Source organism: Segatella bryantii, from assembly GCF_022024215.1.
Lineage (GTDB): Bacteria > Bacteroidota > Bacteroidia > Bacteroidales > Bacteroidaceae > Prevotella > Prevotella bryantii.
Genome location: NZ_CP091798.1, coordinates 1,731,125 through 1,753,773, shown reverse-complemented (window position 1 = coordinate 1,753,773; position 22,649 = coordinate 1,731,125). Strand labels below are relative to the sequence as shown.

The 22,649-nt window shown below is 38.3% G+C and carries 17 protein-coding genes; 9 read left to right on the top strand and 8 right to left on the bottom strand.

Annotation, left to right across the window (positions count from 1 at the left end; all coding sequences use genetic code 11):
* Positions 1 to 164 precede the first annotated feature (164 nt).
* The 3 genes from L6471_RS11410 to L6471_RS11400 form a co-directional block, all read right to left on the bottom strand.
* Entirely contained in the window at positions 165 to 1,091 is a 927-nt protein-coding gene (locus L6471_RS11410) for a magnesium transporter CorA family protein (protein ID WP_006281218.1), read from the bottom strand.
* A 290-nt stretch (positions 1,092 to 1,381) separates the two neighbouring features.
* Entirely contained in the window at positions 1,382 to 2,839 is a 1,458-nt protein-coding gene (locus tag L6471_RS11405; protein ID WP_006281219.1) for an aminoacyl-histidine dipeptidase, read from the bottom strand.
* Between the two features lie 13 nt (positions 2,840 to 2,852).
* Positions 2,853 to 3,842: a lysylphosphatidylglycerol synthase transmembrane domain-containing protein gene (locus L6471_RS11400; protein ID WP_006281220.1), complete on the bottom strand. Its 990-nt coding sequence runs from the start codon at positions 3,840 to 3,842 to the stop codon at positions 2,853 to 2,855.
* Between the two features lie 186 nt (positions 3,843 to 4,028).
* On the opposite strand from L6471_RS11400, the gene L6471_RS11395 reads away from it, so the two are divergent.
* Positions 4,029 to 4,901 carry a sigma-70 family RNA polymerase sigma factor gene (locus L6471_RS11395; protein WP_006281221.1) on the top strand — a complete coding sequence of 291 codons (873 nt, stop codon included), beginning with the start codon at positions 4,029 to 4,031 and terminating at the stop codon, positions 4,899 to 4,901.
* Positions 4,902 to 4,978: 77 nt separating this feature from the next.
* Here the strand turns inward: L6471_RS11395 and feoB are convergent, their stop codons facing one another.
* The 5 genes from feoB to L6471_RS11370 all read right to left on the bottom strand — a co-directional run bounded on the left by feoB (position 4,979) and on the right by L6471_RS11370 (position 13,405).
* Positions 4,979 to 7,453, bottom strand: a complete 2,475-nt coding sequence (gene feoB, locus L6471_RS11390) for a ferrous iron transport protein B (RefSeq protein ID WP_006281222.1) — start codon at positions 7,451 to 7,453, stop codon at positions 4,979 to 4,981.
* A gap of 176 nt (positions 7,454 to 7,629) precedes the next feature.
* On the bottom strand, positions 7,630 to 8,352 hold the full coding sequence (locus L6471_RS11385) for an ABC transporter ATP-binding protein (RefSeq protein WP_027453030.1): 723 nt from the start codon (positions 8,350 to 8,352) through the stop codon (positions 7,630 to 7,632).
* An 11-nt stretch (positions 8,353 to 8,363) separates the two neighbouring features.
* Positions 8,364 to 11,723 carry a preprotein translocase subunit SecA gene (gene secA / locus L6471_RS11380; RefSeq protein ID WP_006281224.1) on the bottom strand — a complete coding sequence of 1,120 codons (3,360 nt, stop codon included), beginning with the start codon at positions 11,721 to 11,723 and terminating at the stop codon, positions 8,364 to 8,366.
* Between the two features lie 120 nt (positions 11,724 to 11,843).
* Positions 11,844 to 12,194: a hypothetical protein gene (locus L6471_RS11375; protein WP_223918683.1), complete on the bottom strand. Its 351-nt coding sequence runs from the start codon at positions 12,192 to 12,194 to the stop codon at positions 11,844 to 11,846.
* The gene (locus L6471_RS11370; RefSeq protein WP_074549638.1) at positions 12,191 to 13,405 is read right to left on the bottom strand and encodes an Lnb N-terminal periplasmic domain-containing protein; all 1,215 of its coding nucleotides are present in this window, start codon (positions 13,403 to 13,405) and stop codon (positions 12,191 to 12,193) included. Before L6471_RS11370 ends, L6471_RS11375 begins: the two co-directional genes overlap by 4 nt.
* A 93-nt stretch (positions 13,406 to 13,498) precedes the next feature.
* On the opposite strand from L6471_RS11370, the gene L6471_RS11365 reads away from it, so the two are divergent.
* From L6471_RS11365 to rsgA, 8 genes are all read left to right on the top strand, one after another.
* On the top strand, positions 13,499 to 14,809 hold the full coding sequence (locus L6471_RS11365) for a membrane protein (protein ID WP_027453027.1): 1,311 nt from the start codon (positions 13,499 to 13,501) through the stop codon (positions 14,807 to 14,809).
* A gap of 26 nt (positions 14,810 to 14,835) precedes the next feature.
* A complete protein-coding gene (locus L6471_RS11360) occupies positions 14,836 to 15,492 on the top strand; it encodes an LptA/OstA family protein (RefSeq protein WP_006283561.1) in 657 nt (218 codons plus the stop codon).
* Complete coding sequence (locus tag L6471_RS11355; RefSeq protein ID WP_006283562.1) at positions 15,493 to 16,770, top strand: hemolysin family protein; 1,278 nt, start codon at positions 15,493 to 15,495, stop codon at positions 16,768 to 16,770.
* Positions 16,771 to 16,867: 97 nt separating this feature from the next.
* On the top strand, positions 16,868 to 19,012 hold the full coding sequence (locus L6471_RS11350; protein WP_237797365.1) for a peptidylprolyl isomerase: 2,145 nt from the start codon (positions 16,868 to 16,870) through the stop codon (positions 19,010 to 19,012).
* Between the two features lie 95 nt (positions 19,013 to 19,107).
* The gene (rsmA, locus tag L6471_RS11345; RefSeq protein ID WP_237797364.1) at positions 19,108 to 19,920 is read left to right on the top strand and encodes a 16S rRNA (adenine(1518)-N(6)/adenine(1519)-N(6))-dimethyltransferase RsmA; all 813 of its coding nucleotides are present in this window, start codon (positions 19,108 to 19,110) and stop codon (positions 19,918 to 19,920) included.
* On the top strand, positions 19,920 to 20,414 hold the full coding sequence (locus L6471_RS11340; protein ID WP_237797363.1) for a GAF domain-containing protein: 495 nt from the start codon (positions 19,920 to 19,922) through the stop codon (positions 20,412 to 20,414). The genes rsmA and L6471_RS11340 overlap by 1 nt, the downstream gene beginning before the upstream one ends.
* Before the next feature lie 36 nt (positions 20,415 to 20,450).
* Complete coding sequence (gene frr / locus L6471_RS11335) at positions 20,451 to 21,011, top strand: ribosome recycling factor (protein ID WP_006283566.1); 561 nt, start codon at positions 20,451 to 20,453, stop codon at positions 21,009 to 21,011.
* A 12-nt stretch (positions 21,012 to 21,023) separates the two neighbouring features.
* The gene (gene rsgA / locus L6471_RS11330; RefSeq protein WP_074549634.1) at positions 21,024 to 21,956 is read left to right on the top strand and encodes a ribosome small subunit-dependent GTPase A; all 933 of its coding nucleotides are present in this window, start codon (positions 21,024 to 21,026) and stop codon (positions 21,954 to 21,956) included.
* Positions 21,957 to 22,649 lie beyond the last annotated feature (693 nt).

Here is a 22,649-nt window from a genome sequence, read left to right as displayed (position 1 = left end):
ACTATTTTTAGTTTATGATTCGGTTTTCCAACATGGTAGTAAGCAATGTTAGGTTAACAACCGGTTTATACTTCACTACCTTTTATAATTTTATAATTAAGTTGCAAACTTAAATAAATTTATTGTAAATACCTAATTTTAGAGGTTTTTTTTACGAATTAAACTTAAAGTAGTCGTTTAAATCTCAAAATAAACCATGTAACACCAGACACGAGGATAGAAATTACCAGTGCGATAATAAACCCAAAATTGTTATGCTCCATTCCATTTTCCAGATTCATACCAAATAGACTAGCTATAAGTGTCGGGAACATCATGATAATACTAATGGATGTTAAGGTACGCATGGTGGTGTTCATATTGTTATTGATGATGCTGGAGTAGGTATCCATAGTTGACTCGAGAATATCAGAGTAGATACTTGTTGTTTCTCTTGCCTGTGTCATCTCAATATTTACATCTTCGATCAAGTCTGCATCTAATTCATCTACTTGTAATTTAAATTTCAGCTTAGACAAAAGATTTTCATTGCCTCGGATAGAAGTGATGAAATAGGTAAGTGAGTCCTGAAGTCGGCTCAAGCCAATAAGACTTTCATTATTGACATCATGATCTAAATTACGTTTTGATTTATCAATAAGTGAATTTATTTGCTTCAAGCGTTTTAGATACCAAACTGCAGATGATAGAAATAATCTGAAAATCATATCGACATAGTCTGTAAATCCTTCGCCTCGTTTTTGCTGATAGCTTACAAAGTCTATCATCATATTGGTTTCATAGAAGCATACCGTAATTGTGATATCATGTTTGTGTATGATACCAAGAGGAACCGTTGTGTATGGAGTACGAGAACGAATTTCCTTAACATATGGGATACGGAGAATAATTAGCATCCATCCGTCATCGTATTCATAACGGGCACGCTCATCAGTATCGCTTATGTCGGAAAGGAAATAGTCAGGAATGTGATATTCGTCTTCAAGCATTCGCTGATCTTCTTCGGTTGGACAAGTGACTTGTATCCAGCAATTAGGTTCCCACTCCTTGAGGGGACTTAATTTTTTATTAATATTCCAAAATGTTTTCATTGTGCTAATCTCCAGCATTAAAAAAGGAATGGGGATTAGCATTAAGCTGAATCCTCACGCCTATAATGTGAATGTTTCCGCGTGATAATCGTCCATATTGGTTACTAAAACTTTGATTTCGCGTGCAAAAGTACGAAATATATTTGAAAAAATAGTGAATTAATTGTGTTTTTTTAGAGGCTATCAATAAATAAAGTTCTTCGGTAGACTAGTATTTTTACTATCACTGAAGAACTTTATTTATTGATAAGTATCTGGTTTATAAAGGATAAACCGATATTAAACTTCTATTAAGCGTTAGGAATTTCAGCAAGAACTTCTTTGATTAATTCCCAGAACAATGCTACGCTCGAGATGAGGCATCTTTCGTTTGTAGTGTGAGGGCTTCGAATAGTAGGGCCCATAGAAACAATGTCAAGTCCAGGGTATTTGTCAAGTATTACAGAACATTCCAGTCCTGCGTGGTCTACTTTGATTACTGGTTCTTCATTATTTTGTTTCTTATACAGTTTCTTTAGCAAGTTCAAAATCTCGCTATCGGTATTTGGATCCCAACCACCATAGCTGCCACTTAATGTAACCTTCATTCCTGCCATGCTAAAACAACTTTCAAGTGATGTCGCGATATAATCTTTCATGCTTTCAGATGATGAACGAGCTAGAATCTTGAAAGCCGCTTTACCATCTGCGATATTGACAATGGCAAGGTTAGATGAAGTCTCTACGACCTCTGGAATTGCTGGAATCATTCGTACTACCCCATTAGGGCATGCATAAATGGCATCAATCAGATTGTCTTGTATTTCGACAGGAGTGATGTTCGCAGGACATTCTACATCCTCGGCATAAAACTCAATAGAATTTTCTATACCTTGGTATTCGTGTTCAAATCTATTTTTCCACTCCTCAACTAATTCTATTAATTTGTTAGTTTTATCAGCAGGAAGAGTAAGGACAGTTTCTGCTTTAAAAGGAATCGCATTTCGCATATTGCCTCCATTCCATGTTGCAAGTCTTGCCTGGCACTCACTGATTGCTTCACGTACAAAGCGTACCATTAGTTTGTTGGCATTAGCTCTTCCTTCGTTAATTTCAAGACCAGAATGTCCTCCCTTCAAACCTTTTATGGTGAGTTTGATAGCCTTGTCACCTTCGTTAGTAGTAACCTCCTTATATCCCAATTCAGCTGTTACATCGATGCCACCAGCACTACCAATTACGAAATTACCCCAAGTCTCTGAGTCTAGATTGAGTAAAATGTGGCCTTTCAGTTCTCCTGTTGGTAAATCATTGGCACCAAACATACCAGTCTCTTCATCAGCGGTTATTAATGCTTCTATAGGGCCATGCTGTAATTCTTTACTCTCCATAATAGCCATTATAATAGCGACACCGAGGCCATCATCAGCGCCTAAAGTTGTATCTTTTGCTTTAACCCAATCGCCATCAATATAAGTTTGAATAGGATCTGTTTCAAAGTTATGTTTGCTTGTTGGAGCCTTCTGAGGAACCATATCCATGTGAGCTTGAAGAATAATTCCCTTCTTGTTTTCCATACCAGGAGTAGCTGGTTTATACATATAAATATTATTGCCAGCATCTTTATAGGCTTCTATGCCAATATTTTTGGCAAAATCAAGTAAAAACTGCTGAACTTTTTCCATATGTCCTGATGGACGAGGAATTTGAGTCAGTGCATCAAAGTTACGCCAGATTTCTTCTGGTTTTAAATTTTTAATCTCGCTCATAAACTTCTATGAATTAATTTATAGTTTTGATGAATGATAAATGGAGCCAACTGTATATGCCCAATACTGCGACTAGTAATGTTTGAACGCTATGTACAATGAGTACAAAATAAAGAGCATCTGTAGCTTGAATACCATATAATATTAGCATAGTCTTGACAGCAAAATGCCAAGGGCCAGCCCCATTAGGCGTAGGAACGATAACAGCAATACTTCCAACTATAAAGGTAACCATTGCGCACGAAATACTCAAGTGTGAAGTAGCTTCAAAACAAAAAAAGGTAAGGTAATAGTGCAGAAAATAACTGCCCCATATGGCCAAACTATAAAAAATAAAAAGTGGTACATTTCTAACACTCTTGAGTGATGTTATGCCTTGCCATATTCCGTTAAAAGTATTTTTTACTTTATTATAAATTGAGAGACGGCTGACTAGATAAAGTCCCATGATAATAACAGCTAATCCACAGATGGCTGTGACAATGTATCCTGTAGTAGTGAATTTGTTAAAAACACTGTCCATACTGGTTCCTGTTTTGTTAAAAAAAGTTTTGAAAACAGAAATCTCAGCAATGATTGTAATTGCTGTTAATAACATGACTATGAGAGAGTCGACACCTCGTTCGGTAACAACAGTTCCTATCGCTTTAGAGAAAGAAACATTATCTTTTTTCTTAAGAACGCCACAGCGAGCAAATTCTCCTATTCTAGGTATAATTAGACTTACAGCATAAGATAAGAAAATGGAATCAATACAAACCGAAGTGCGCGGTTGCTCATTGACAGGTTCCAGTGTTTGTTTCCATCGCCATCCTCGAAACATTTGGGCAAGAATTCCAAAAGGGAAAGAAAGTAGCATCCACGTCCAATTCATTTCATGGAAAAGTACCTGTTCCACCTTTTTAAAGTCAAAATCGCAGTACATCCAGTACAATATCGCTCCACCTAATAGAAGAGATAATGCAACTTTGAAAATATTGTTAGCTATATTTCTTGTATTCATGATTAATAGATGCAAAGGTATAGAAAAAAAATTATCTACTCCTATCTTTTTTATTCTTTTTTGAGTGTGTATCGCCAATATCTCATAAAAAAAGTGTATCTTTGCACACCGTTTGCGCTATATAGGAAATTGTACGCATAGACAAATAGTACGTAGAATTCAATTATGAAATAAGGTAAAAAGGTAATGAGACAGCTTAAAATCAGTAAGAGTATCACTAACCGTTCTAGTGAGGCTTTGGATAAGTATCTAGCGGAGATTAGTCATGAACCAATGATTAATATCGATCAAGAGATAGAACTTGCCCAGGCTATTCGTAAAGGTGGACGTGCCGGTGAGCGAGCAAAGGATAAACTTGTTAAGGCTAATCTTCGCTTCGTAGTTTCTGTAGCTAAGCAGTATCAGCATCAGGGTTTGTCATTGACAGACTTGATAGATGAAGGTAATATAGGATTGGTTAAGGCAGCCGAGAAATTTGATGAAACTCGTGGTTTCAAGTTCATCTCGTATGCAGTTTGGTGGATTCGTCAAAGTATCCTTCAGGCTATAGCTGAGCAAAGTCGCATCGTTCGACTTCCATTGAATCAAGTTGGAGCTTTGTCTAAGATCAACGCTACTATCAGTAAGTTTGAGCAAGATAATCAACGTCGTCCTAGTATTCAGGAAATTTCACGTCTTACTGGTATTGAAGAGGAAAAGATTGAGCAGAGTATTAAGGCAGATAATCATCATACCAGTATAGATGCTCCTTTCCAGGATGGTGAAGAGAATAGTATGGTGGATATTATGGCAAGTGGTGAGGATACACGTACTGACCGTCAGGTTGATCACGATAGTATGGCTCAGGAATTGCATTCTGTTCTCAAAAACGTTTTGAAGGATCGTGAAATTAAAATACTTTGCGAATGCTATGGTATTGGCTGTCATGAAAAAGGATTAGAAGAAATTGGTGATAGAATGGGACTTACCCGTGAGCGCGTTCGTCAAATCCGCGAAAAAAGTATCCTTAAACTTAGAGAAGCAGGTTGCTCTAAGGTGCTAATGAAGTATCTTGGTTAATAGTTGAATACTCATAAAACCTAAAGAGGCACATCTAAAAAGTTAGATGTGCCTCTTTGAGTTTATGATGCCTTATATTATATGAAAAGCATTCCGATTTGAAAGAATAGGGCAGAAATAATCCAGGCGAGACCTGTGGTATAACCTGCAGTGAAAAGCGCCCATTTCCATGAACCCGTTTCTGCTTTTATAGCCGCAATAGTAGCAAGACATGGGAAATAAAGCAATACAAATATCAGATAGCTATAGGCCGTAAGTGATGCTACTGATTCTGCTATTTCTGGAGAAGTTCCACTATTTTTAATATCGTTGACAATATGTTGATGTAACTTACTATATTTTTCGGAATCTCCACTATAACTGTCATCATCAGCGAAACTATCGTCGTCAGAATAGAGAACTCCCATGGTGCTTGCAACGATTTCTTTAGCACCGACACCAGCTACAAGTCCAACATCTAATTTCCAATTGAAATTTTGTGGTGAGAAAATCGGTTCTATTGCGTGACCAATCTGTCCGATATAGCTTTGTTCTTCCTGTTGCATTCTGCTAAGTTTGTCTTGGTGTGGAAAATACTCTAGGCACCATACAATGATACTCGCAACGAGAATGATACCACCCATTTTTTTAAGATATTGTTTACCTTTCTCCCAGGTATGTCTTCCAATAGCCTTCCATGTAGGGAAGCGATATGGTGGAAGTTCCATTACAAACGGAGTATCTTCTCCTTTCACAACAAACTTAGTAAATAGTTTACTCATGATAATCGCCAGCACGATGCCAATGGCATAAAGTGAAGCCATGACTAATGAGCGATACTGAATGGCAAAGAATGTACCAATGATCATAATGTAGATAGGAAGGCGTGCAGAGCAACTCATCATTGGTAATATAAGCATTGTCACGAGTCGTGATCGTCTGCTTTCTATTGTTCTGGTAGCCATTATAGCAGGTACATTACATCCGAATCCCATAATAAGAGGAATAAATGACTTGCCGTGCAGGCCCATCTTATGCATAAGTCGGTCCATCATAAAGGCTGCACGGGCCATATAGCCTGAATCTTCCATAAACGAGATAAAGAAGTATAGAATGAGGATTTGTGGTAGGAATACGATAACAGCTCCCACACCTCCAATAATTCCATCAACTAGCAACGCTTTTATCGGTCCTTCTGCCATGTTGGCAGATATCGTTTCGCCCAACCAAGCTACACCTGCATCAATCCAGTCCATTGGATATTGACCAAGCACGAAGGTAGCCTCAAACATGAGCCATATTAAAAAGAGAAATATCGGAAAACCTAAATATTTGTGAGTGATGATAGCATCAAGAAGATGAGTCATCTGATAGGTATCTTTTTTCTTTCCAGTCTCATACGCAGCTTCAGAAAGAGCACCATGTATGAATCCATATTTTGCATCCATGATAGCTGTTTCGCTGTCATCTCCGGTTTCCTCTTTCACTCGTTCTGCAGCTTCGTTTCTGTGAGTTAGAATTTCCTCGGCATCTGGAAGTTGTGATATGTATTGTTCTACTTCACGGTCTTTTTCTAGGAGTTTAATGGCCAGATATCGAGTAGAGTAACGATGTCTTAGATTGTCTTCTGCCTTGAGATGTTCCTGTATGTCTGCGATACCATTTTCAATTTCGTGACCATGATTAATATGGATATGTCGGTAGTGTGGATCAACACCTTCTTGCATCTCGTATGTCTTAATGACTTCGTGGAAAAGTTCTTCTACACCCATGCCTGAATGAAAGGAAGTTGGTACCATTGGTATCCCAAATAATTCTCCGAGTTTGTCTGCATTTACGATATCTCCGCGTTTTTCAACTTCATCATACATGTTTAGTGCGCATACCATACGGATGTGCATATCGATGAGTTGTGTCGTAAGGTACAGGTTTCTTTCAAGATTTGAAGTATCAATGACATTGATAACGATATCTGGAGTCTTTTCTACAAGCTGCTTACGAACATAAAGTTCTTCAGGACTGTAGGCTGATAAGGAATAGGTTCCCGGTAAATCAACTAAGTTGAAGGTATATCCTTCAAATTCTGCATGTGCAGTTTTGGCATCGACTGTAACACCGGAATAGTTGCCTACTCGTTCATGTGAACCTGAAGCATAATTAAACAGTGACGTCTTTCCACAGTTTGGATTTCCAACAAGGGCCACATTGATAATACGGTGACGTTTATCAGCTTCTTCAGCCATGAATTGATGTTCAGCCTGTAGTGGCTTCTCATCAGCATCATTAATATTATCCTCAATGCAACTTAGTTTTTCTTCTACGTCAGTTGCTCTTAAATTTTTAGCTTCTTCTAAAGATACTATTTCTATTAAGTCGGCTTCACTATGACGTAGTGAAACCTCATAACCCATAATTTTATATTTTACAGGATCTTTTAAAGGGGCATTAAGTAGAACTTCGATTTCTTTTCCTTTAATAAATCCCATCTCGATGATCCTTTTTCGGAAACCGCCATGTCCTAATACCTTAACGATAACACCTTTTTCTCCTGTTTTTAGTGCTGAAAGTTTCATTTTATTCTGTTTATTTTTTGCAAAGATACAAGAAATAAATGGCAACCGAGTTGCCAAATTTGCCTGTTTTTGCAAAATACCTAAATCTTATTAGCTGTTAGTGAATAATAATAAAATTATGTAAGAATACTCGTAATTCTGATACCTACAAATGATGATATGTACCAATAGATTAGCTATTCTTGTACCTTAAAATAAGAGGTTAATACTTCTTTAGCAGTTTCATCTGTATTATCAAAATCCTTGATGATAACGCCATGCTCCAAGAGTACAATTCGGTTACAGATATCAGTAGTATGCTGCAGATTATGGCTAGATACTAAAATGGTTGCATTTGTTCTGTAGCAATAATTCTTGAGCATCACTTTTAATAAGTTTTGACTTGATGGATCGAGAAAATTGAATGGCTCATCCAAAATCAGAATTTTAGGCAGGTTGAGCATGGCAGATAGAATTCCGATTTTTTGTTTATTGCCAGCAGAAAATTCACGGATGAGTTTGTTGGTTCCAAATATTTCTTCATTAGTGAATTTATCTTTGTATTCCTGTAAAAAGTCGGGCAGTATATATTTATGATTGCCTAGTTTACAGATAAATTCAAAAAGCTCTTCGGTAGTTAAAAAATCGATAAGAAATCCTTCGTCAATATAGGCTCCTATCCAATTTTTCCATTCCTCAGAAGTTGCAGGATTTATGGCATGATTTGACTCATCCATATAGCTGATATTGCCTTCATCTGCTGACAGTAAATCTAACATCAGACGAAATAATGTAGTCTTGCCTGCGCCATTATTTCCCACTAATCCTACGATTTGACCTTGGGGTATAGAAAATTCGGGGATATTGACAACTGTCTTATCCCCGAATTTCTTAATGAGATGATTTATGGTTATATTCATCTTCTTATTTTTTACTCTGCGATATTGCTACCGTGGCAATTTTTGAACTTCTTTCCGCTTCCACAAGGGCAGAGATCATTTGGACGTGGAGTCTTTTCTGCACGATAAGGAGTATGATTTATTTCATTAGCACCTTCTCGTGTGTCTTGGCTCATGGCAGCTTGCTGAGCTTCACGATTCAAGCGTTCCTGTTCCTCCTCAATATTTACTTTCTGCTCATTGTATCGCTGACTGTGTTCTTCTGGTGTAGCTTCCTGAACTTGATCAGCAGGCTGCATCTCAGGAATTTGGCCACGCATCAGAATAGTAGCAATTCGTGTATTCATTTCATCAATCATGGCATCCCATACCTTAACACTTTCGAGTTTAAAGATCAACAACGGATCTTTTTGTTCGTAAGATGCATTTTGTACAGAGTGTCTGAGTTCATCAAGTTTACGTAAGTTATCTTTCCACTCTTCATCGATAATATGAAGCATGATAACTTTTTCAAACTGTTTCACCACGCTCTTTGCTTCAGTGTCATAGGCTGTTTTTAGATGACATGGAATTTGGTACATACGTTTGCCATCTGTGATAGGCACCATGATTCTTTCATACAGTTGGCCTTGGTTTTCATAAACTTGTTTAATGATAGGCCAAGCTACGCTTTGAATACGGTCTGTCTTGCGTTTGAAATCAGCCATAGCAGCCTGGAACGCACGTTCGCAAAGGTCGTTCTTGCTGGTATTTTCAAATTCATTCTGATCAAATGGTATTTCCATTGAGAGAACCTTGTAGAACTCTTCTTTAGCACCAATGAAATCATTGTTAGTAACAATATTGAGTACACGGTCCCAAATGACGTTAGTAATATCCATACCAATACGTTCACCCATCAAAGCGTGGCGACGCTTCTCATAGATGATGGTACGCTGCTTATTCATAACGTCATCATATTCGAGCAGATGCTTGCGAATACCGAAGTTATTTTCTTCTACCTTCTTCTGTGCACGCTCTATACTCTTGCTAATCATAGGACTCTCGATACGTTCACCATCTTCAAAACCAAGGCGGTCCATCACTTTAGCAATACGATCACTTGCAAACAGACGCATAAGTTTATCTTCGAGAGATACATAGAATACAGAAGAACCTGGGTCACCCTGACGACCTGCACGACCACGAAGCTGTCGGTCAACACGACGACTTTCATGACGTTCTGTACCAATAATTGCCAAACCACCTGCAGCTTTCACTTCAGGGGTAAGTTTAATATCGGTACCACGACCAGCCATATTGGTAGCAATTGTTACTACACCCTTACCGTTAATGCAACGACCTGCTTCTGCTACAATCTGAGCCTCCTTTTGATGGAGTTTAGCATTCAATACGTTGTGAGGAATGTTTCTCATCTTCAACATCTTGCTCAACAACTCACTGATTTCTACAGAAGTTGTACCGACGAGAACTGGTCTTCCTGCATTTCGCATTAACTCTACTTCATCGATAACTGCTTTATACTTTTCGCGTTGTGTTTTGTAAACGCGGTCATCGAGGTCATGTCTGAGGATAGGGCGGTTTGTTGGAATTTCAACTACATCCAATTTATAGATATCCCAGAATTCACCGGCTTCTGTACTAGCTGTACCGGTCATACCTGAGAGCTTATGATACATACGGAAATAATTCTGTAATGTAATTGAAGCGAAAGTTTGGGTAGCAGCTTCTACCTTTACATGCTCTTTAGCCTCAATAGCCTGATGTAAACCATCGCTCCAGCGACGACCTTCCATGATACGTCCGGTTTGCTCGTCTACGATTTTGATTTCGCCATCCATCACGACATATTCATCATTGTTGGTGAACATGGTATAAGCCTTGAGTAACTGCTGCAAGGTATGGACACGTTCACTCTGAATAGCGTAGTGATTCAGTAAATCGTCTTTTTTATCTAAACGCTCTTGGTCAGAGAGAGTCTTATTTGCTTCCAAATCAGAAAGTTCTGATGTAATATCAGGCAATACGAATAATTCTTTGTCGTTTACCTGTTTTGCCAACCACTCTGTACCTTTATCGGTAAGGTCAGCACTATTCATCTTTTCATCTACAACGAAATACAGAGGTTCGATGGCTTTCGGCATCTCACGATTGTTATTAGCCATGTAGTATTCTTCCGTTTTGAGCATTCCTGCCTTGATTCCTTCCTCTGAAAGATATTTAATCAAAGGCTTGTTCTTTGGCAGTGCTTTGTACGAACGGTAAAGACTCAGGAATCCTTCTTCTAAGAGTTTCTGATTGTTATTCTTGGCACCTTCAGCAATCTTCTGTTTTGCTTCTGCCAAAAGCTCTGTTGCCTGCTTACGCTGTACTTCGTAAAGTCTTTCTACTAATGGCTGATATTCTTCAAACATCTGAACATCACCCTTTGGTACAGGACCAGAAATAATAAGTGGAGTACGCGCATCGTCAATCAATACAGAGTCAACCTCGTCGACAATGGCATAATTATGTTCTCTCTGTACCAGATCATCAGGGCTGATTGCCATGTTGTCACGAAGGTAGTCGAAACCAAACTCGTTGTTAGTACCGAATGTGATATCTGCCTGGTAGGCTTTACGACGTTCAGGTGAGTTAGGACGATGTTTATCAATGCAGTCTACAGAAAGACCATTGAATTCATAAAGAGGGCCCATCCATTCTGAGTCACGCTTTGCCAAATAGTCGTTAACGGTTACCATGTGCACACCATTGCCGGTTAGCGCATTCAGGAATACTGCTGTTGTAGCCACGAGGGTCTTACCTTCACCAGTTGCCATTTCGGCTATCTTACCCTGATGTAGTACCACACCACCGAAGAGCTGTACATCATAGTGAACCATTTCCCATTTTATTTTGTTGCCACCGGCAGTCCAAGTATTGTGGTAAATAGCTTTATCACCATCGATAGTTACAAAGTCTTTAGCTGGGTCGCTTGCTAGTTCACGGTCGAAATCTGTGGCTGTTACTACAGTCTCTTCATTCTCAGTGAAACGGCGTGCTGTATCTTTAACAATGCTGAATGCTACAGGTAAAACTTCATTGAGAGCATCCTCATATTTCTGTAATTCTTCTTCATGAAGTTTGTCAATCTGATTAAAGATAACTTCACGTTCATCAATAGGAGTATCTTCAATCTTAGCACGAAGTTCTGCTATTTGGTCGCGCTGCTCTTTACCAGCGTCTTGTACGTATTTTTGTATTTCTTTGGTCTTGGCACGTAATTCATCGTTGCTTAATTTCTGAATATCAGCGTATGCAGCTTTGACCTTTTCTACGATAGGTTGAATGGTTTTCATGTCTCGGCTTGACTTGTTGCCAAAGAGAGAGACGAGGAATTTATTAAAATTCATTTTATGTTATGTTTTATTTTTGTTCGTGATGATTAAATTGATTGCAAAAATACAAAAAAATATTGTATTCTTGGCTTGATTACCTATTTAAAAGCAAACATATTCCATTTGTGCTTGCTTTTATGCAGTAGGTCCACGAATAAAAATAGTATAGAAGTATCCTTTTTCACATTTTGCGTAGGAAGGAATTTCTATTTTTGCCGAAACTGAAACAAGTCTTGGCGAAGTGATATCGGTAAATATGCATGCATTACTGAAGGTTGTTTGTTTGATATGTTCCTCTTCTGATGCTTCTTTGATTGCTTTGATAACTGACAAAATGTCTTGTTCCAAAGCTTTGGCTTCTGGTTGTAGTAATGCTTCCTGAAAAGACATATCAGCCATCGCAAGTTTTAGCGCAGATTCGTATTTCTGTGCTTCCACTCCTGTTGCTGCTAAAACTACCAGCAGTACTGTGATATATCTATTCATCGGTTATATTTTAAATTAAATATAATTCTGAATAGCAAAGATAATGCCAAAATAATAATTCCTGGCTGGTAAGTTTGTATAAATGCGCCGATAAGCATCAATACAAGGCATATTCCGTAAAATATAGAATATCGAATAGCCCATTTACTCCATGCTCTTTTTTGTAATGATTTGATAACGGACCACCCAAATGCTAAAACAAGTGGATTGAACATCAATATCTGTAAATTACATTGTACCGTTGGATGTTTAGAGAAAAGCATGGCAAACAATACAATTCCTACAATTCCTGTGGCGAAATAGAAAAAAATATCCAGAGCCCATATTTTTTTACCAGTACGGTATTCATATAGGGAAATTACTACGGTGAAGATAAATAGTAGGGCGAAACAAACGGTTGGCGTTAGTATGTAGCCCGAATTTTCAGTTTTATCTTGTTTGGATATTAGCCAGGATGTAGATTCTACCAGGGGCATTTTCTGATTTTGTAGAGAATCAAAATGGCCTGTTAATTGTATGTGATTCCAGTCGTTGGATAGATTTTCCGGGAGAAATTGATATTCTGATTGTGAAATGTCAAAATCTGCAGAAACGCCAAGCAGTAAATCTTCACCAAACTGAGTCCATGGTGAGGATGCATTCCATTTATGAATCTCTTTACGATAAGTAGAAGGTATGTATGCCATACCTTTTACGTCTTCCTGTCTGTTAATGTGATCAAGTATGATATCCCTTGCCTTAGTAGTACAATTGTTGAAAAAAAAGTTATATCGGTAAGTGATATTTTCAGGTCTGCTATTTTCTTGTATAGCCTGTAATATTTCCCATTTTTCTTTACGAGACAACTGTAGTTTCTGTTGTTTTATCCATCTTCCTTCGTGTTGATACTGCCAAATGAAATCTGACATATCTTGTATCCCCATGGTATAGTCTGTCTGTCCCAGAATAAATCGTAAGATAAAGTTTGGCTGAGAAAACGAGAACATTCCATAGTTGATGGCGAGGTCTTGTTGGCGCGCTTTGTCATGGATACGAAGAGCTGTGTGTCCGAACATGGAATAACTTTCCTGTCCTGGTCCACATGTTAGCAGACAGATGTCTACGGAATCCATAGAGCCCAAATCATAGTCACTCTGAGCATTTACATGTGTTGTTACCGATAATGTAAATACCAGTAAAAAGGTTCTTAAAATATATTTAAAAAGTTTCACGATGCAAAAATAACTTATATTTCTGACTTAACGTGCACAAATCTCGTTTTTTTTCAATACTTTTGCAACTTGATATTTCGAAACCTATTAAATATGAAAAAAATAGCAGTTGCTGCTCTTTTTGCAGTGATGACAATGTCTGGTTATGCCCAGAGTGGTACAAACTCACCTTATAGTCAATACGGATTAGGTGTGCTTAGTGAACAATCTAATGGCTTCAATCGTGGTATGAACGGTTTAGCCCTCGGATTTCGTGAGCACAATCAAGTGAATTATCTCAATCCGGCTTCTTATTCAGCCATAGACTCTCTGTCTTTTATTTTTGACATGGGTGTTTCTGGTCAAATCACTAATTTTAAAGAGGGTAATACTAAGGTAAATGCCAATAATGCAGATTTTGAGTATGCTGTGGGTGGCTTTCGTGTAGCTCGTCATGTCGGAATGGCTTTTGGTATTGTTCCTTTTACTAATATAGGTTATAATTATGCTAGTACCAATAATTTAGTTACGTCCTCAGCTCCAACATCTTCTGCTGCAACTACATATACCAATACGTTGTCTGGTGACGGTGGTGTACATGAAGTGTTTTTAGGCGCAGGATGGCAACCTTTGAAAGGCTTTTCTTTTGGTGCTAATATTGGATATATATGGGGTAGTCTTAATCGGTCAGTTGTTACATCATATTCTGATGCTTATGTTAAGTCACTTGCGCGTTATTATACTGCAGATGTTCGTAGTGTTCACTTCAATGTAGGTGTGCAATATACACAGCATCTGAATAAAAAAGATGAGATGACATTAGGTCTTACCTATTCTTTAGGTAATAAGATGACAGGTGATGCGGTTATGCAGGATATTTCTACAGATCCTCAGAGTAGTCAGTCTGATACTACTTCTTATTCTATAGGTGATGCTTATCGTATTCCTCATATGTTTGGAGTTGGTATCATGTACAATCATGCTAACCAGTTGAAAGTGGGTGCTGATTATTCATTCCAGAAGTGGTCAGGTATCTTATATCCAACTTATGTTAGTAGTAACGGGCAGCGTGATTACGTTCTGCGTGATGGCGTATACCAGAATCGCCATAAGTTTACATTAGGTGGCGAGTATTGTTATGGTGAATACGATCGTCGTTTCCTTCGCCGTGTGAAGTATCGTTTGGGTGTTAGTTATGCAACACCTTATTATAAGATAAATGGTCAGGATGGTCCTAAGGAGTATTCTGTAAGTGCAGGTTTTGGTATTCCTATTATCAACAGTATCAATAATCGCTCTATTTTGAATATTAGTGGCCAGTTTGTTCGTACAGAAGCTACAGGCATGATTAAGGAAAATACTTTCCGTATCAATATAGGCTTGACATTTAATGAGCGTTGGTTTGCTAAGTGGAAAGTAGAATAATTGTTCTTAAAAACCATATATAAGGAATGAGAAAAATTGTTCTGGGATTATTTACTTTGGTTTTATTTGCCATGACAGCCTGTCAGGAGCAAGTGGAACATACGGCTCCGGCTATATTGCCAAGCGATTCTGCTGCGATGATGAGCTCTTATGGGGTTAATACTCTTATTTCCGATTCAGGAGTTATCAAGTATCGTATTGTCACAGAGGAATGGATTGTGAATACTAATCTTCATCCTTCTCGTTGGATATTCAACAAAGGATTGTTCCTGGAGCAATTTGATGAGAAATTTCATGTGAATTCGTATATTCAAGCCGATTCGGCCATGTATTATGATCAGGATAAGTTGTGGCATTTGCGTGGTCGAGTTAAAATCTTGACCAAGGATGGATTGAGGTTTGCTAGTGAAGAGTTATACTGGGATGAGATGAAGCATGAAATCTATTCTTATACTTTTTCACGTTTAGTTACGCCAGAACGCACCCTGCAGGGTACCTATTTTAGAAGTGACGAACGTATGACCAAATATACTGTGAGCAATTCTCGTGGCTCTTTCGAAAGAGGAGACATGGAAAACAGTGGTACAGACTCTGTACGCAGTGCACCAGATACAGTCAAAGAGCGTATTCGCCCTCAAGCATTGCCACAGCGTAAAAATGAATCTATACCTTTAACACGTTAAATGACAGACCCGATAGACATACCAATTATAATAGGTATATTATTAACTATGATATTGTCTGCATTCTTTAGTGGAATGGAGATAGCCTTTGTTTCGTCCAACCGAATGTTGGTCGAGATGGATAAAGAGAAGAATGGTTTTTCGCAAAAGATGCTTTCTATGTTTTATAAGCATCCTAATGGTTTTGTGTCAACCATGCTTGTTGGTAATAATATTGTTCTCGTATTATATGGTATCTTTTTCGCTCAAATATTTGATCAAACGTTATTTAGGTCTTTTACGCCAGAGACAAAAGTACTCTTAGATACAGTTTTTTCTACTTTGGTTATTTTGTTTACGGGCGAATTCGTACCCAAGACTTTGTTCAAAAGTAATCCTAATCGTCTGCTTACCGTGTTTGCCCCATTGGCCTATTTGTTTTATATCGTCTTGTGGCCACTCAGTAAATTTTCAACATTAATCAGTAAATGCCTTTTGCGTATATTAGGTATCAGGGTAGACGAGGGATATGATGAAGAAGAATTTTCGAAAGTCGATTTAGATTATCTGGTTCAATCAAGTATCGAGCATGCAAAAAGTGAGAGCGATATCGAAGATGAAGTAAAAATATTTCAGAATGCTCTTGAGTTTACTGACTGTAAAGTAAGAGATTGCATGGTTCCCCGTACAGAAGTGAATGCAGTGGTAGATACCTGTAGTCTAGACGACTTGCGTCAGAAATTTATAGAGAGTGGAAATAGTAAAATAATAGTTTATCATGATGATATAGATCATATTATAGGCTATATTCATTCTTCTGAATTGTTTCGTAACCCAGAGAATTGGGTAGATCATGTACGTACGATGCCATTTGTTCCTGAGACCATGGCAGCACAGAAACTGTTACATACTTTCTTGCAAAATAAGAAAACTCTGGGTGTTGTCGTTGATGAATTTGGAGGAACAAGCGGTATCGTTTCTTTGGAAGATATTGTTGAAGAAATTTTTGGAGACATTGAGGATGAGCACGATACATCTAACTTGATTGCTAAGAAGTTAAATGACCATGAATTCTTGTTATCTGCTCGTATGGAGATAGATAAAGTAAATGAAATGTTTAACTTAGATTTGCCCGAAAGTGACGATTATATGACGGTAGGTGGATTGATACTTGCAGTGTATAAAAGTTTCCCTAAGGTAAACGATGTCGTACGTGTAGGTCAGTACGAATTTAAAATCCTTAAGAATACCATGACAAAGATAGAGTTAGTGCGCTTGAATGTGGCCGTAAAAAACTAATTTTTAGTGTTTTAATGCACTAGTTTGATAAACTTTTAGTATTTTTGTAGCCGTTTAGTATGAAAAAACAAATAAAAATATAGAAAAACAACAAAAAATGGCAGCTTTAGGAACAATTAGAAAGAGAGGCGTCATTCTGATATGCATTATCGGTTTTGGCCTTTTTGCCTTCATCGCTGAAGAAGCTTTCCGTTCTTGTGAGTCTAGCAAGAATGACCAGCGCCAGCAGGTAGGTGAAGTGCTCGGTGAAAAAATTAGTGTTACTGATTTTCAGAAACTCGTTGACGAGTACACTGAGGTTATCAAAATGCAGCAGGGAACTGATAATCTTCCTGAGGAGCAGATGAATCAGGTGAAAGACATGGTATGGAATACATACGTACAGTCTAAGCTCGTAGAGAATGAGGCAAAAGAATTAGGTCTTACTGTTACTGATGGTGAGTTGCAGAACATTCTGAACGAGGGTACTAACCCAATGCTTTTGCAGACTCCATTTGTTAATCAGCAGACAGGTCGTTTCGATGCTAGTTCTTTGAAGAAATTCTTGGCAGATTATAAGTCTAATCAGAGTGCTCAGAATCCTCAGATGGCAGAGCAGTATCAGAAGATTTATAACTATTGGACATTTATTGAGAAGACACTTCGCCAGCAGACTCTTGCTCAGAAGTATCAGAATCTTTTGGCTCACTGCTTCATCTCTAATCCTGTAGAAGCTAAGATGGCTTTCAAGGAGGAAAATGAAGAGAGTTCTATTCAGTTGGCTTCTTTCCCTTACAGCGACATTCAGGATGCTAAGATAAAGGTAGAAGAGAGTGATATGAAGGCTAAGTATGAGGAGATGAAGGCTCGCTTTAAGCAGGCTATTGAGAGTCGTGATGTAAAATATATCGATGTTCAGGTTAAGGCTTCATCTTCAGATCGTCTAGCTCTTCAGAAGCAATTCGCTGATTTCCAGAAGAAACTTGCTGCTGCTGAAGATCCTACAGAGATTCTTCATAAGAGTGGTACTTCAGTTAACTATCTTGGTATTCCTGTTGCGAAAGATGCTTTCCCTACCGATATTGCAGCTCAGCTCGATTCTATGGCTGTAGGTTCTACATCAGCTGTTAAAGCTAATGCTCAGGACAACACTTTGAATATTATTAAGCTTATTGCAAAGCAGGAGTTACCAGATTCTATCCAGTTCCGTGCTATCCAGGTTTCAGGTGCTACTCCAGAAGCTGCTCACAAGACAGCAGACTCTATTTATACAGCACTTCAGGGTGGTGCAGAATTTGAAGCTTTGGCAAAGAAATATGGTCAGACAGGTGAAAAAACTTGGATGACAACCAAGCAGTATCAGTTTGCTCCAAGTATGGATAAGGATACGAAGACATATATTTCAGCTTTGAATAATGCAGCTGTAAACAGCTATGAGAATATTGCTCTTGGTCAGGGTAACGTTATCCTTCAGGTCGTTGATAAGAAAGGTATGATTAATAAGTATACTGCAGCAGTTATCAAGAAGACCATTGATTTCTCTCAGGATACTTATCGTGCAGCATATAACAAGATTTCTAGTTTTGTATCAGCAAACCAGAATGGTGAAGATTTGTTGAAGAATGCAGCTAAGAACGGTTATACCGTACAGGAAGCTAATGATATGACAACTTCACTTCATTATGTAGCTAATATCCATTCTACACGCGATGCTTTGAAGTGGGTATTTGATGCAGATGAAAAGGAAGAATCTCCACTTTACGAGTGTGGTGACAATGATCATCTCCTTGTCATGGTACTTAACAAGATTCATCGTGCCGGTTATCGTGATTTGAGCGATCCTCAGGTTCGTGAAATGGTTAAGGCTGAAGTTATCAAGGATAAGAAGGCAGAGCAGATTATAGCTAAGGTTAAGGGTGTGAAGAGCATTGCAGCAGCTAAAGCTAAGGGTGCTAAGGTAGCTCCTGTTAATCAGGTAACATTTGCAGCCCCAGTATTCATTGCTTCTGTAGGTGCAAGCGAACCAGCTCTTTCTGGTGCAGTCTCAGCTACTGCTAAGGGTAAATTCGTTAGCCATCCAGTAAAGGGTAATGCTGGTGTTTACCTCTTCCAAGTAACCAACAAGACAAACCGTCCTGTTAAGTTTGATGAGAAGGCTATGGAGCAGAAGCTTCGTCAGCGTGCTATGCAGTATGCTGGTAACTTTATGAACGAGCTTTATCTCAATGCTAAAGTTGTAGATAATCGTTATTTGTTCTTCTAATAGATTAGAACATTATACTAGATACACAAAAAATCCCTCGATGTAGTAAGCATCGGGGGATTTTTTTGTACCTTTGCAAAAACAAAAAGAAATGTATGAAGCTAGTCAAGCCTAAAAAAAATCTCGGTCAGCACTTTTTGACTGATCTTAATATTGCTAAGGCGATTGCAGACACCGTAGATGCCTGTCCTGATATTCCTGTTCTCGAGGTAGGTCCTGGAATGGGTGTACTTACTCAGTATCTTAAGACCAAAGACCGAAAGGTGCGTGTTGTTGAAATTGACTCTGAATCAGTAGCCTTCCTTCATGAGAATTTCTCATTTATGAGTGAGGATATTTTGGGAGAAGACTTCCTGCGTATGGACTTAAATAAGGTATTTGATGGTCAGCCTTTTGTACTTACCGGAAATTATCCTTATGATATCTCATCTCAGATCTTCTTTAAGATGCTCGATAATAAAGAACTCATACCATGCTGTACAGGTATGATTCAGCGAGAGGTGGCTCTGCGCATAGCCTCTCAGCCGGGTAATAAAGCTTATGGTATTCTCTCTGTATTGATACAGGCATGGTATAATGTGGAATATCTTTTCACGGTCGATGAAAACGTGTTCAATCCGCCACCAAAGGTCAAGAGCGCTGTTATTCGTATGACACGTAATGATGTCATGGACTTGGGGTGTGATGAGAAACTTTTCAAGCGTTTGGTTAAGACCGTGTTCAATCAGCGTCGTAAGATGCTTCGTGTGAGCATGAAGCAGATGTTTCCTGGAGTAAAGGCCAGTGAGGAATTTATGACAGGAGAGCTTATGACCAAGCGCCCTGAACAATTGTCAATTCAGCAATTTATAGAACTAACTAATCTGACTGAAGCAGAATTAATCAAAGTCGGACTTATACAGAAATAATGGAAACAAAATTAGAGAAATACAACCTCATGTTGAAACAGGCTACTGCTCTGATTGAAGGCGAAAGAGAGTTGTTGCCTATATTGTGTAATGTTAGTGCACTAATGGCACAGACATTTCCAGAAACATATTTTTGGGCAGGATTTTATCTTGTGAAGGGAGAGGAACTGCTTCTAGGTCCATTTCAAGGAACAGTAGCATGTGTACACATCAAGAAAGGCAAAGGTGTCTGTGGAACAGCTTGGGCTAAAGCAGAGACTATTATTGTGCCTGATGTAGAAGAATTCCCAGGTCATATCGCTTGTAGCAGCCTTTCTAGAAGTGAAATCGTTGTGCCTATTAAGGTAGACGGTAATGTAGTAGCTGTAATTGATATAGACAGTAAAGAACTGGAGTCTTTTGATCAAGAAGACCAGGCTGGGCTAGAGCAATTAGCAGATCTGCTGGCTGCTCAAATTAAAAAAGCAGAATTTTCTTGCTTATTTACAAATTAATCTATATTTTTGTATAATAGAAATTTTTAAAAAATTATGATAGACGTAAAACAGACATTAAAGGATGCTGAGAGCAAGATGCAGAAGGCATCTAACTTCTTGGCAGAAGAGTTGGCACGTGTTCGCGCAGGTCGTGCTAATGTAGCCATTCTTGACGGTGTAAGAGTAGAATCTTATGGACAGATGGTTCCTCTTAATCAAGTAGCTAACGTTCAGGTATCTGATGCCCGTACCATCACTATTCGTCCTTGGGATCGCAAGCAGATTCGTGATATCGAGAAAGGTATTATTGATTCTGAAGTTGGTGTAACACCAGAAAACAATGGCGAAATGGTTATTTTGCGCCTTCCACAGCCTACTGAGGAGCGTCGTAAAGAGCTTGTTAAGCAGTGTAACAAGATTGGTGAGCAGACCAAAGTACAGATTCGCAATATCCGTGCTGACATCAAAGACAAACTAAAGAAGGCTGTAAAAGATGGTCTTTCTGAGGATTTGGAAAAGGATGCAGAAACAGATTTGCAGAAGACTCATGATAAGTTTATCAAGGATGTTGATGCAATCCTCGCTGACAAACAGAAAGAAATCATGACAGTGTAATCTTTCAGCGTAGTGAAAGGACTTGTTATCAAAAATACCGGTAGTTGGTATACGGTAAAGGCTGACAACGGCAAGATTATCGAAAGTAAGATAAAAGGTAATTTCCGATTGAAAGGTATTCGTTCTACCAATCCCGTTGCTGTAGGCGATAGGGTTGAGTTGATTACTAATCAAGAGGGTACAGCCTTTATTTCTGCTATAGAAGACCGTAAGAATTATATTATTCGTAAGGCTTCTAACCTGTCTAAGCAAAGTCATATTTTGGCAGCTAATCTAGATCAGGCCTTTCTGATAGTTACCATCAGTCATCCGCAGACTTCTACAACATTTATTGATCGCTTTCTTGCAGGTGCTGAGGCTTATCGTATACCTGTAGTTTTGGTATTCAATAAGCATGATGTACTCGATGAAGATGAGGTCCGCTATGAGGGCATGATGGTTAATCTATATGAAACGATAGGTTATCAATGCAAAGTTATTTGTGCGAAAACGGGTGAAGGAGTCGACGAGTTGCGCCAAATGCTGCAAGGCAAAATAACCTTGTTTAGTGGTAATAGTGGGGTAGGAAAGTCTACGCTTATTAATCAACTGTTGCCTGATGCCCATCTGAGAACATCAGAAATTAGTGAAGCTCACGATGCAGGAATGCATACTACAACCTTTAGTGAGATGCTCGAATTTCCTGGAGGTGGGTATGTCATTGATACACCGGGTATCAAGGGGTTTGGAACTTTCGATATCGAAAAAGAAGAACTTACAAGTTATTTCAAAGAAATATTCGAATTTTCGAAAGATTGTAAATTCTCAAATTGCACCCATACTCATGAACCTGGTTGTGCTGTGATCAGGGCTGTAGAAGATCATTACATATCTGCTAGCCGGTATCAATCTTATCTCTCGATGTTGGAAGATAAAGACGAGAATAAATATAGAGAAGCTTTTTAAGGCTTCTCTTTTTTGTTTTTGTGATTGGGTTGTCTTCTGCAACATTCGGTACAGTTGTTTACCGAATAATATTTGGGATATAAGTAAAATATCTCAAATGAGATGACTTGTTTATTAGGTCATTTAGAATTTGGTAAAAAGCTAATCGATTCTTTGTCGTAATTTATATTATTTGTTTGATAAATGGCAGCGCTTAGCTTTTATGGAGTAAAGGGTATGTTTTTGTTCTGTAAAGAGTATACTTATGCTCACTAAAGAGTATACTTATGCTCACTAAAGAGTATACTTATGCTCAGTAACTAATCAAATAAAATGAAGAGATGTCTTTTTCCAAAGTTTTTTGGGCTGGCACTTCGCCTTCGTACACATCCATGGGCTTCTTGTTACCAATGTTCATGTGTGGCCGGACGTTGTTGTTGAAGTCAATCATTGAACCTATTTCGCATTCTGTTATGGAAGATGCTTCATCAGTTTGCTCACATACATACTGCGGGTTTATTAACCTTGAATATGGTCAAATACAGTTGATTTATTAAAATATGCGATAAAAGAAGGTGAAAAAGGCATATAACTTAACATACTTACCCTTATTTTGAAACATTTTATACCTTTTGTATAGGTTTTGTTTTCGTAATTTTGTCTTGTAAAACCGTAAACAATCTCTATAATAATCTCCTAACCGCTATACGGAAA